Raw genomic sequence first — 13631 nt, 5'->3', positions numbered from 1 at the left:
AATGAAATTCAATAATATTAAAACACTGGTATTGGGTGCGGCAGTCTTGATGACTGCTACCGGATGCGGTGATCTAGATCAGTATAATCAGGAAAAACTAGGGAACCCTGAAAATATGTATGCGGATTATAACGCAGTTGTTAATCCTTTAAAATCCCTTCAAAGAGGTCTTCAGTCGGATTATCAGCTGTATCCCAATCTAAGTGCGGATATGTTCAGTGGTATGTTCAGTACAGCAACTCAGTTTAATGGTGGCAAGAATAATACAACTTATTTTATGATGGATGGTTGGAATAACAGGATTATTGCCAGACAGCAGGATATCTTCAATTATTCTATCATTATCGATAATGCCGCTAAAAATTTCTATCCGGGAATAGATTTTACAGGAACATTTGCAGTTAAAAAGATTTTAAAAGTAATCACAGCAGCAAGAGTATCAGACAATCACGGTCCGGTAGTGTATAGTAAATATGAAACACCCAATGCAAATGGAGTAACGGATTTTGATTCCCAGCAACAGGCATATCAAAACTTTATCAATGACCTTACTGTGGCTATTACAGATTTGCAAAAAGTGCAGAGCATGCCTGCTACTGGAAATGAAGGTGATAAAGCAGCATTGAAAAGAGCTGATTTGGTGTACGGTGGGAATATGGCACAATGGGCAAAACTAGCCAATTCATTAAAGCTGAGGCTAGCAATGAGAATGAGCTATGCTGATCCTGCAAAATCTAAGCAATATGCAGAAGAGGCTTTGGCTTCACCTGCAGGATTGATTACTGACAATGCAGATAATGCGTTGATCAGTGTAGGGCAGTCGGAATTGAGTTTTATTATTTACTCATGGGGAGACTGTTTAATCGGAGCTCCTTTGATGGCTTATATGAACGGATATAATGATCCAAGACTTCCGGCATATGCTATTCCGGCAACAGATGCTGGTTTACAAGGAAAATATATAGGAATACGCCAGGGGATTGACTTATTAAATGGTAAATCAACGTACGGAGGATTCTCACAACCACAGGCAAAATCTGCCAATGGAGATTATTTTTCAGGTACCGATGGTAAAATGAAATTATTCACCGCTGCAGAAACATGGTTTCTGAAAGCAGAAGCTGCCTTGAGAGGCTATGCAGGAGCAGGTGATATTCAGGCCAACTATACTACCGGAGTGCAACAATCTTTCGGAGAATGGGGAAAAAGTGCAAACGTTGCAACCTATCTTGCTGATACAACTTCTACAGAAGCTCCTTATGTTGACCCGAAAAATGCAGACAACAATGTACCTGTTGGAAATCCACAGTTAAGTACCATCACCATTGCATGGAATAACGGGGATACCAACGAAAGAAAATTAGAAAGAATCATTACCCAAAAATGGCTTTCTCTTTATCCAAACGGACCAGAAGCATGGGCTGAGCAGAGAAGGACAGGATATCCGATTCTTTTCAAAATAAGAAAAAATGATAGTGGTGGTGCGATCAGTACAGAAGGGATGATCAGAAGAATTCCTTTCACTGTTGATACAAAAACATCATTATATAATTACCAGCAGGCTGCACAGATGCTGAATGGGCCTGACACCGGAGGTACAAAACTTTGGTGGGATAAGAAATAAAGAATATTCAGAATCACTCATTAATAAAGAGACATCTCAAGATCAGATTTTTATTTGATACATTCATTGAAGCGGGAGAATAGAGTAGAATCTCCAAAAAATTTATAGTTTCGTTTTTTAGCCTGAATGAATGTTTGAGATGTTCTCTTTTATTTAGAATCTTATTTTTAAATATGGGAAAAAACAACTCCGAAACCCGTAGAATACAACCAATTCTTTGGATTTCCACATTATATTTTGCAATGGGAGTTCCCTTTGTAACCATTAATGCGGTTTCAGGAATCATGTATAAAGATATGGGTGTTTCGGACTCGCAGATCACTTTCTGGACTGCCCTTATCATGTTCTCCTGGACATTAAAACCTCTTTGGAGCCCGTTTCTGGAGATCTATAAAACAAAAAAATTCTTCGTTGTTTTTACTCAGTTTGCCATAGGAATTCTGTTTGCATTAGTGGCCTTAAGTCTGCCAATGCATGATTTTTTCAAATATAGTATTGCCCTTTTTGCAGTAGTGGCATTTTGTGGAGCTACTCATGATGTGGTAGCAGACGGAACGTATATTGGTTTTTTGACCAATAAAGAGCAGGCGAAATATATCGGTTGGCAGGGTGCTTTTTACAACCTGGCGAAGATTATAAGCAGTGGAGCACTCGTTTATTTTGCTGGTATTTTAGAAAAGACAAAAGGCGTTACCCATGCCTGGATGATCATTATGGTGATCTATGCATTACTCTTTTTTGTATTGGCTATTTATCACTATTTCATTCTGCCGAAAGAAAATAAAGAAGAACAGAAAGGCGAAAAGACTGCCGGAAATGTTCGTCAGGAACTATTGGAAGTCATTACCTCTTTCTTCACCAAAAAGAAAATTCTGTGGTGTATCCTCTTCATTATTTTGTACCGTTTTGCAGAAGGATTTGCGATCAAAATTGCTCCTTTATTTTTTAAAGCTCCAAGAACATCAGGAGGATTAGGATTATCTACTTCAGATATCGGACTTATTTACGGAACATACGGTTCGGCAGCATTTATACTTGGATCCGTACTGGCGGGATATTTTATCTCAGCTCGCGGACTGAAAAGATCTTTGATATGGCTATGCTGTGCATTCAATATCCCATTTGTGGTATATGCATTATTAGCGCACTATCAGCCGGCAGACCTTTTACCGGTAGGAATTGCTGTAGTAGTAGAATATTTCGGTTACGGATTTGGTTTTGTAGGGTTAATGCTCTACATGATGCAGCAGATTGCACCTGGAAAACACAAAACGGCCCATTACGCATTTGCAACAGGAATCATGAATCTTGGCGTAATGATTCCCGGAATGTTCAGTGGAATGATCAGTGACTGGATCGGATACAAAATGTTCTTTATCTGGGTTTTGATTGCTACCATTCCTGCATTTTTGGTCACTTTATTTGTTCCTTTTCCTCATCCGGAAAATCAGAAAGAACAACAAATCAATTCATAATAATTAAAAATAAAAAGTAAAAAATACTTTATGACAGCTCAATCAGTAATGATCCCTTGGCAGGATCGCCCGGAAGGTTGCAATGATATCATGTGGAGGTTTTCCGAAAACCCGATCATTAACAGATACGCGATACCAACATCCAACAGTATATTCAACAGTGCCGTGATTCCTTTTGAGGATGGATTTGCCGGAGTCTTCCGTTGTGACAACAAGGCAGTACAGATGAATATTTTTGCTGGTTTCAGTAAAGATGGAATCAATTGGGACATCAATCATGACCCTATTGAAATGCAGGCAGGAAATACGGATATGATTGAATCCGATTATAAATATGATCCCCGCGTAACCTTCATAGAAGACCGCTACTGGATCACATGGTGCAACGGATACAATGGTCCTACCATCGGAATTGGATATACTTTTGATTTTAAAGAATTTTTTCAGTGTGAAAATGCCTTTCTTCCATTCAACAGAAACGGAGTTTTGTTCCCTGAAAAAATCAATGGTAAATATGCTATGTTGAGCCGTCCGAGTGATAACGGACATACGCCTTTCGGTGATATTTATATCAGCTACAGCCCTGATATGAAATACTGGGGTGAACACCGTTGCGTGATGAAAGTAACACCTTTCGAAGACAGTGCATGGCAGTGTACAAAAATCGGAGGAGGGCCGGTTCCTATCAAAACAGAAGAAGGATGGTTACTTTTCTATCATGGCGTGATCAATACCTGTAGAGGATTCAGATATTCAATGGGAGCAGCTTTGCTTGATCTTGAAGATCCTACAAAAGTATTGTACAGAACGAAACCTTATCTATTGGCGCCAGCAGAATTGTATGAACTGACAGGAGATGTACCGAATGTGGTTTTCCCTTGTGCAGCATTAACTGAGGGAGACAAAGTAACAGTATATTACGGTGCTGCTGATACCGTAGTTGCGATTGCCTTTGGATATATTTCAGAAATCATTGATTTTATGAAAAAGAATTCAATTTAATACAGTAATATAAAGTTTAGGAAAATAGGTTAATCATCTTAATTTTTCCATTTTCTGGGAATTTTATAATGGTTTTCCTATTTTTAAACAAAAAAATCTCCGATACCTCTCTTATCATGAAAAAAGAACTGCTAATCTGCTTTTTTACCACCCTGATTTCTGTAGCCAATGCCCAACAAAATAAAAATGATGTTTTATCCTGGGTAGATCCTTTCATAGGCACAGGAGGACATGGGCATACGTTTCCAGGGGCAACTACACCATTTGGAATGATACAGCTGAGTCCGGATCAGAATACAAAAAGTGGCGACTGGGACTGGTGTTCCGGATACCACTACAGCAGCAAAACGATCATGGGATTTAGCCATAACCATCTGAGTGGAACAGGATGGGCAGACCTTGGAGATATTCTGGTAATGCCTACAGTGGGACAGGTAAAAATGGTGCCGGGATCTGAAGAAAACCCTGAAACAGGGTACCGTTCAAAATTTACGCATGATAAAGAAATTGCCTCTCCTGGATATTATTCTGTAATGCTTGACAGCTATGGAATTAAAGCAGAGCTTACCGCTTCCCCAAGAGTCGGATTTCATAAATATACTTTCCCGAAAAGTAGTGAAGCCAATATCATTATTGATCCTACTAATAAGATCTTCGGAAATATCTACCATACTTTAGTAAGTGTGGAAGGCAATAATAAAATCAAAGGATACTGCTACAGCAACGGCTGGGGAGGTAAACGATTTGCTTACTTCGTGATGGAGTTTTCCAAACCGTTTAAGTCTTACGGCGTGTATGCTGACGGAAAAATCAAAAATGATGAAAAAATTGCCCTTGCCAAGGATGCTAAAGCCTTTGTAAGATTCTCAACTGAAGATCAGGAAAGCATTGAAGTAAAAGTATCTTTATCTCCGGTGAGTACAGAAAATGCACAGGAAAACTTCGATACTGAAGCTAAAAATATAAACTTTGCACAAGCAAAAGAAACAGCACAAAAAACCTGGAGAGACCTGATCGGAAGATTCCAGGTGACAGGAGGAACAGACAGCCAGAGAAAAATTTTCTATACTGGTGTTTACCATACATTCATTGCACCCAACCTATACATGGACGTGAATGGAGATTATGTTGCCGCTCAGGAAAATATGAATACCAAATGGTTTACCAACTACAGTACCTATTCTTACTGGGACGGGTTCAGAGCAACACATCCATTATTGACTATTATGGATCAGAAACATACAAAAGAATTTGCCAACTCTTTGATCAGCAGATATACAGATCGTAAAGATCATATGCCAATCTGGGAGCTTTGCGGATATGATAACTTCTGTATGCTGGGCTATCACAGTGCTTCGGTAATCTGGGATGCCATTTCAAAAGGAGTTCCGGGTATTGATGCTGAAAAAGCATTTGCTGCAATGAAAGATGCTTCTTTAACAGATAAAATGAGCAGCAGTGATGGTGGCGGAGGTCTTAATGATTATATCAAATTAGGCTACACTCCATCAGAAAACGGAGCTTCGGTTTCTGCAACATTAGAATATTCATATGACGACTGGTGTATTCAACAGCTTGCTGAAAAATTAGGTAAAAAAGAAGAATCAGAAGTGTATAAAAAACGTTCTATGAACTTCCTGAATACCTTCAATAAAGAAAACAATCATTTCTGGCCAAGACAGAAAGACGGAAAATTCTTAGCAGATTTTACCCTTAACGACTGGAAAAAACTGCAGCCACACTGGGTTTCCGGAAACATCTGGGCGTATGACTTCTTTGTTCCTCATCAGATTGATGAAATGATGAATCTGTACGGAGGGAAAAAAGGATTTGAAGAAAAACTGGATAAAACCTTTACAGAAGCGCTTCATATGGAAGGAGAGCAGCATGTAGATATTTCAGGATTTATCGGATCTTTAGGATTCGGAGATGAGCCTGGTCATCATGTTCCATACCTGTACAATTATGCAGGAAGTCCTTATAAGACTCAGAAAATGGTAAAATATATCCGTGACAATATGTACGCCGCTAAACCGGATGGAATTGTTAACAATGAAGACTGCGGTCAAATGTCAGCATGGTATATCTTCTCATCATTAGGATTCTATCCTGTGACACCAGGGAAACCTGTTTATGCCATCGGAGCACCACAATTCCCAAAAGCTTCTTTAAAATTGGAGAACGGGAAAACTTTCACCGTGATTGCAGACAAAATATCTGACAAGAATATCTACGTACAGAAAATGTTCCTGAACGGAAAAGAGTACAAAAGCTGGGAGCTGAACCACAGCGATATCATGAACGGTGGTGAATTGAGATTCGTAATGGGGAGCAAACCTGTAAAATAAGACTAATAAAAATAAACGAAACAAAGTATCAATGGAAAGGAGAAATTTTATTAAAACAAGTGCACTGGCAGGCGCCGGATTGCTGTTTACTCAAAATGTTTTTGCTAAAAATTTAGTACTGGATGACTTTCCTGTTGTCCGTGTTCCTAAAGATAAAAGACATTTTACCAGCGAATCCGTAGAAAGTGCTATTGCTGCGTTTAAAAAGAAAGTAAAAAACAAAGAGCTGAGCTGGCTTTTTGAAAACTGTTTCCCGAATACATTAGATACTACTGTTTACTATACGGAAACCGGCGGAACACCGGATACCTATGTGATCACTGGGGATATTGATGCCATGTGGCTTCGTGACAGTTCCGCACAGGTTTTCCCTTATCTGCAATTCTCAAAAAAAGATGAAAAACTTCATAAGCTGATCTCAGGAGTAATCCACAAACAGACTACTTTCATCCTTAAAGATCCTTATGCCAATGCTTTCTATAATGATGATCAGAAGATCAGTAAATGGAAAGAATATGACCACACCGATATGAAACCGGGAACACATGAAAGAAAATGGGAAATTGACTCGCTTTGCTATCCTATCCGTCTGGCATACCACTTCTGGAAAACCACAGGAGATACAAAACCTTTTGATGCCAATTGGCTGAAAGGAATTAAACTTACCCTGCAGACCTTTACAGAACAGCAGAGAAAACATGATCTTGGACCTTACAAATTTGAACGTACCACAGCGTGGGCTACAGACGGAGTTCCTATGGGAGGATATGGTTATCCAACGAAACCGGTAGGACTGATCAGCTCCATGTTCCGTCCAAGTGATGATGCTACTATTTACGGATTCCTGATCCCTTCTAACTTATTTGCAGTGGTAAGCTTACGTCAGGCAGCGGAAATGGTTGCTCAGATTAAAAATGAAAAAACATTGGCTCAACAACTGAACAGCCTTGCTGATGAGGTAGAAACAGCCATTAAAAAATACGGAATTTACAATCATCCTGAATTTGGAAAAATATATGCTTTTGAAGTAAATGGCTTCGGAAGTTATAACCTGATGGATGATGCGAACTGTCCAAGTTTGTTAGGATTACCTTATCTGGATGCGGTGAAAGCTGATGACCCCGTGTATTTGAATACAAGAAAATTTGTGTGGTCAGAAAACAACCCGTTCTTCTTCAAAGGTAAGCTGGCAGAAGGAATAGGAGGTCCACATATCGGACTTGACATGATCTGGCCAATGAGTATCATAATGAAGGCACTTACTACCAAAGATAAAAGTGAGATCAGATGGTGTATAGATACCTTGCAGAAAACGCACGGAGGAACAGGCTTTATGCATGAATCCTTCCATAAAGACGACTCCAAAAAGTTCACCAGAGAATGGTTTGCATGGGCCAATACCCTGTTTGGCGAATTGTTATGGAAAACCTTTAATGAAAACCCTGAGCTACTGACATAGCCCACCCTTTTATATGGCTTATTCATCTGAGATTCCTTCCCGAAAAAGAAGGTGTCAGGGGAATGCTATATAAAATTCACACACCAAAAACACCTTAAAAAAATTATACAATGAAAAAAAAATCCATCTTTACCGCACTGATTGCCATGATGCTTCAGTCTGGTTCTCTGATTAACGCACAACAGCTTAGTCCTACAGGAATTTGCTATGTTGAAGTGAATAACAACAACCTCCTGAATGCAGGAGCGTACAAACTGCAGACATCGAACAGCTACCTGTTCAATGTTGTGAATATTTTTGCGGCCAATATTAATTATGATACCAGCCGTGGAAGAGCTTATCTGTATTCTAATAACAATGTTACCAAGGTTCTTACCAATGCAGATACCTACATAAAGCCACTTCAGCAAAAAGGAATGAAAGTAGTACTGACTATTCTGGGAAATCACCAGGGGGCGGGGATCTGTAATTTTCCTACCCGTGAAGCCGCAAAAGACTTTGCATTACAGTTGGCCAATACAGTGAATACCTATGGTCTTGATGGAATTGATTTTGATGATGAATATTCAGAATATGGGAACAACGGAACAGGGCAGCCTAATGACAGCTCTTTCGTAATGCTTGTTCAGGAGCTCAGAGCCTTATTACCGAATAAAATTATTTCGTTTTATTATTATGGTCCTGCCGCTTCAAGACTTTCCTGGAATGGAGCCAGAGTAGGAGATAATGTCAATTACAGTTGGAATGCCATGTACGGAACATTCTCTGCTCCCAATGTTCCTCCTCTTACCAAAGCACAAATATCTCCGGCTGCCGTTTGGATGGGAAATACTTCCAATTCTACAACTACCAGTTTAGCTAGCCAAACTAAAACTGGGGGCTACGGAGTATTCATGTGGTATGATTTACATGGAACTAATGAAGCATCACAACTCTCAGCAGGAACTCAGACGTTATACGGAGAACCAACTGTTTTAAGCGGTACTTTACAATCATGGACACAAGGAACCAATTGTGATGCACCAATCGGATTGTACACAAGCAACCTTACAGGAACAAGTGCAAAACTAAACTGGTCAGCCGTAGGAACCAATACTTATGATATTGATTATAAACCCGCTTCTTCAACAACCTGGACGAATGCGGTTTCAGCTACAAGTTCTACTTCCGTAACGGTCTCCGGATTAACAGCTAACACCGAATATGACTGGAGAATAAGAACAAATTGCAGCGTGAAAAGCGCTTATATGTTTGCCCCAAGATTTACAAGTACTTCAGGAACAACGCTTACAGGTTCTTATGCATTGTCTTTAGATGGAAGCACTGAATCTGGAGCAGCAGGAAATCTTACTTTGAGCGGTTCTGCACTATCTTTTGAAGGATGGATCAAACCTTCGTCATTCAAATCGGCTTCTCCATATATTTCCTCTATCATGGGAACGGAGGTAAGCGACAGCAATTCTGCATTCTTACGATTAGGAGATGCCAGTCTGGCGAATAATAAACTTCAGTTTGTGGTAAGTATTAATAACGTTCAGCAGAAACTTGCTTCCGCAACGGCGTTGAATGCCAATACATGGTATCACGTGGCAGCTACTTACGATGGATCCAATATGAAATTGTACATCAATGGAGTTCTGGATGCAACTAAAGCACAAACCGGAAGTGTGAATTCAACAGGTGCATTCAACGTGGGATATTTATACAACACATCAAGAAACTTCAATGGAAAAATAGATGAGGTAAGAGTTTGGAAACGTGCATTGAGCCAAACAGAAATCAGTCAGAATATGTGTAATGTATCTGTTCCGGCCACTTCACTGGCTGCTTATTGGAAATTTAACGAAGGAAGTGGCTCTACCGTTCAGGATACTTCAGGAAACGGAGTGAGTCTAACGTTGACAGGTGTTGATTCTTCTAACTGGGGAACAGATGTACCATGTACAACAGGAAGTTCAGCATTAGCAAGAACTGCAGGGCAAAAGGCGATCAGTGCAGGAGAGACAAGCATTAAAAATCAAATAAAGTTATATCCTAATCCGGTAAGTAAATCTTCATCATTGACAGTTTCTGTTCCGGATGAATACAGCAAAGGAAAATTAACGGTTTATGATTTTAACGGAAGAATCGTAGATACAAAATCATTGAATTCAGGAGACAATCAATATGAATTGAGCAGAATTTCCTCAGGAAACTACATCATCCAGTTTGAATCTCACGATGGAAGCCTAAAACAATCCGAAAAACTAATTGTAAAATAATAAAACTCAGTCATTGGGCTTCGGCCCAATGATTTTTCTACTACAAAATTGATAGACTATGAGAAAAAAATCCTTTTTTATTCCCTTAATGGCCCTGATGCTTCAGTGTGCCCCGTTGCTCAAAGCACAGCAGCTTAATCCCTTAGGAGTCTGCTATGTAGAGGTGAATAACAATAATCCGTTGAATGCGGGTTCCTATACGTTGCAGAATACCAACAGACAGCTTTTTGATGTAGCTATTATTTTTGCAGCGAATATCAACTATGATGTTTCCAAAAGCCGTGCTTATATCTCAAACAATAATAACGTTACCAAAGTTCTGAACGATGTTAATACTTATGTAAAACCCTTACAGCAAAAAGGAATCAAGGTATTGCTTGACCTTCTGGGAAACCACCAGGGAGCCGGAATTTCTAATTTTCCAAACCGTGAAGCAGCAAAAGATTTCGCTCTACAGGTTGCTCATACCGTTTACACTTACGGTCTGGATGGAGTAGACCTTGATGATGAATACGCAGGATACGGAAATAACGGAACGGGACAGCCTAATAACAGTTCTTTTGTAATGCTTTTACAGGAACTGAAAGCGGCAATGCCGGATAAACTGATTACATTCTACTACTACGGTCCGGCAACAACCAGACAAACGTATAATGGAGATTTAGCAGGAAATTATATCAACTATACATGGAACGCCATGTACAGTACTTACAATGCCCCTGTTGTTCCTCCTCTTGATAAATCCAAAATCTCTGCAGCTGCAACCTGGATACAAAATTCCAATCCAAGCTCTACATCTGCCACTACACTGGCAAGCTTAGCGACCAGCACAAAGAATGATCAATATGGTGTATTTATGTGGTACGATCTGCCGGGAACCAATGTTGCCAGCTATCTGAGTACTGGATCCAATATTCTTTACAATGAAAATACACTCTTAAGTGGTCAATTATACTCATGGTCTCAGGGACAAGCCTGTGATCCGCCATTGGGACTTGATATTTCCAATGTGACAGGAACTTCTGCTCAACTGAACTGGACTTCCAATGCTTCCCAGTCTTATAATATTGACTATAAACCAGCTAATTCAACAGTATGGACAAACGTTGCCAATAATTATTCAGGAAATAATATTGTTATCAACAATCTTACTCTGAATACCAATTACGATTGGAGAATTCAGTCTAACTGTTCACCGACATTAACAAGTACTTATATTTTTGCACCAAGGTTTAACTCCGGAAGTGGCTGCACTACGCCATCAGGATTGACTTCCGGAAGTTTCCTTGGTAATACGGCTCAGTTATCATGGGATGCCGGAAATGCAACTTCATATACCCTGCAGTATAAAACGGCTGCTGCCACAACCTGGACTGAAATCCAGAATGTTAGCACCAATTCTTATTCATTACAAAATCTTACTCCTAATACAGCCTATGTATGGAAGGTACAGGCATCATGTACAGGAGGAACTACAAGTACTTATTCAGGAGAAGGATCATTCAACAGTGGTTTTGCTCCGGTTACAAGTCCGGGTGCAAGATCTCTTGCTTTCAACGGAAGTACCCATTATCTTAACGCAGGACAATTTAATCTGAGTGGAAACGCGGTGACCTTTGAAGGTTGGGTAAAAGTAAATTCATTTAAATCGGCTTTCCCTTACATCTCATCAGTAATGGGCGTTGAAGTAGGTGATAATAACTCAGCAATGCTTAGATTCGGAGATGGAAACCTGGCAAATAACAAACTTCAGTTTATATTAAGTTTCGGTTCATCACAGGTAAAATTGAATACAAATACCGCATTCAACACCAATACATGGTATCATATTGCAGCTACTTATGATGGTGCTGCCATGAAGATCTATGTGAATGGTAACTTGGATGCCAGCTTTGCAGTAACGGGTAACTTTACAGCAAACGGAATTCTTTATCTGGGAAGAAATTATGACAATTCCCGTACAATCAATGGTTTCTTGGATGAATTCAGAGTTTGGAAAAAAGCATTAACGCCGCAGGAAATTTTAAGTAACAGCTGTAATGTACCTTCTAACTCTACAGGTCTTGAAGCGAACTGGAAAATGGATGAAGGAAGTGGTTCAGGAGCATTAGATGCAACAACAAATACTCATTTTGCTACCCTGATTAATATGACAGATGCGAACTGGAGAACAGACGTTGCCTGTGCAGCATCTCTTGCGGTAAAAGATATAGAATCAGTTAAAGATAACAGTGCAGTTTATCCAAATCCTGTGAAACGAGGAAATGATATTCATTTTGCCATCAGAGATAATTCGGCAACTGAAGTAGCATTGTATGATGCCTCAGGAAAATTGTTCAAAAAACAGAATATTAATCAAAATAATAACGCAGTGAATACGCAGGATTTAATCAGTGGTACTTATATTTACAAGATTACATCTGCGAACAGTAAAGTAATATCAACCGGTAAAATTATCGTGAAGTAAATTCAGATAATGAAATAGTTACCGTACTAATGAAATAGAGTCTGAAAATACAAAGCAGACAGACAGAGGAATACTTCTGTTTGTCTGTTTTTTCAGTCACAGGAAGGACTTGAATTTAAAATAAAAAATAATGCAGAATATAGTAGGAATTGATATCGGAGGGTCGCACATCACGCTGGCTCAGGTAGATCCGGGAAAACGTGAAATCATTTCATCAACCTATGTAAGAGAACATGTAGATGCTTTCGAAAATAAAGAAGTTATTTTCAACGCTTGGGTTTCAGCCATTAATAAGGTGGCTCATGATCTGGTAAAAGAAGATCTTTTAATCGGTATCGCAATGCCCGGACCTTTCGATTATGAAAACGGGATATCCCTAATGCAGCAGGGAAAATTTATTGATATCTATCAGGTCAATATTAAAGAAGAAATGGCAAAAAGACTCAGTATTTCTCAGGAGCAGATTCATTTTGTAAATGATGCAGCTGCTTTTATGGAAGGAGAAGTATTCGGAGGATGTGCCCAAGGTTTCAACAGTGCTTTTGGAGTGACTCTTGGAACAGGATTGGGAACTACCTTCTTCAATGGAGAATTTACTACCGATGAAGACTTATGGGATTCTCCTTTCAGAAATTCCATCAGTGAAGACTATCTGGCGACTCGCTGGTTTGTGAATCATTATAAAGAACTGACCGGAGAAGAAATCTCAGGAACGAAAGATCTTCTGGACAAACCTGCAGAAATACAGACCCGAATGTTTGATGAGTATGCAGACGCCTTTTCTGAGTTTATTATCAGATATGTAGACCATTACAAACCGAAGGTTTTAGTTATAGGAGGGAATATTGCCAAGGCTTATCCTTATTTTGAACAAAGATTTATTCAGAATTTAACAAAGAATAATATTAACTTGCAGGTTAAAATTTCTGCTATATTTGAAGATGCGGCCATTCTTGGAGCTGCCAGCTATGCATTAAAAAAGCGTATATAAATTA

8 protein-coding genes are annotated in these 13631 nt (G+C 39.3%); all 8 read left to right on the top strand.

Annotated features, from left to right (window positions below):
• The first annotated feature begins 1 nt into the window (after position 1).
• Entirely contained in the window at positions 2 to 1624 is a 1623-nt protein-coding gene (locus ACMA47_RS10030) for a SusD/RagB family nutrient-binding outer membrane lipoprotein (protein WP_413929675.1), read from the top strand.
• Between the two features lie 173 nt (positions 1625 to 1797).
• Positions 1798 to 3099, top strand: a complete 1302-nt coding sequence (locus tag ACMA47_RS10025; protein ID WP_413929674.1) for an MFS transporter — start codon at positions 1798 to 1800, stop codon at positions 3097 to 3099.
• A 30-nt stretch (positions 3100 to 3129) separates the two neighbouring features.
• Positions 3130 to 4101 (top strand): glycoside hydrolase family 130 protein, encoded by a 972-nt coding sequence (locus ACMA47_RS10020; protein ID WP_047376309.1) that lies wholly within the window; start codon positions 3130 to 3132, stop codon positions 4099 to 4101.
• Between the two features lie 116 nt (positions 4102 to 4217).
• Positions 4218 to 6449 carry a GH92 family glycosyl hydrolase gene (locus tag ACMA47_RS10015; protein WP_413929673.1) on the top strand — a complete coding sequence of 744 codons (2232 nt, stop codon included), beginning with the start codon at positions 4218 to 4220 and terminating at the stop codon, positions 6447 to 6449.
• 31 nt (positions 6450 to 6480) lie between these two features.
• The gene (locus ACMA47_RS10010) at positions 6481 to 7908 is read left to right on the top strand and encodes a glycoside hydrolase family 125 protein (protein ID WP_120232475.1); all 1428 of its coding nucleotides are present in this window, start codon (positions 6481 to 6483) and stop codon (positions 7906 to 7908) included.
• A 110-nt stretch (positions 7909 to 8018) separates the two neighbouring features.
• On the top strand, positions 8019 to 10169 hold the full coding sequence (locus ACMA47_RS10005; RefSeq protein WP_413929672.1) for an endo-beta-N-acetylglucosaminidase H: 2151 nt from the start codon (positions 8019 to 8021) through the stop codon (positions 10167 to 10169).
• A 58-nt stretch (positions 10170 to 10227) separates the two neighbouring features.
• Positions 10228 to 12636, top strand: a complete 2409-nt coding sequence (locus ACMA47_RS10000) for an endo-beta-N-acetylglucosaminidase H (protein ID WP_413929671.1) — start codon at positions 10228 to 10230, stop codon at positions 12634 to 12636.
• 130 nt (positions 12637 to 12766) lie between these two features.
• Positions 12767 to 13627: an ROK family protein gene (locus ACMA47_RS09995; RefSeq protein WP_413929670.1), complete on the top strand. Its 861-nt coding sequence runs from the start codon at positions 12767 to 12769 to the stop codon at positions 13625 to 13627.
• The last annotated feature ends 4 nt before the right edge of the window (positions 13628 to 13631 follow it).

This window comes from Chryseobacterium sp. T20 (assembly GCF_047345655.1).
Lineage (GTDB): Bacteria > Bacteroidota > Bacteroidia > Flavobacteriales > Weeksellaceae > Chryseobacterium.
This window is presented reverse-complemented; position numbering and strand designations above follow the sequence as displayed.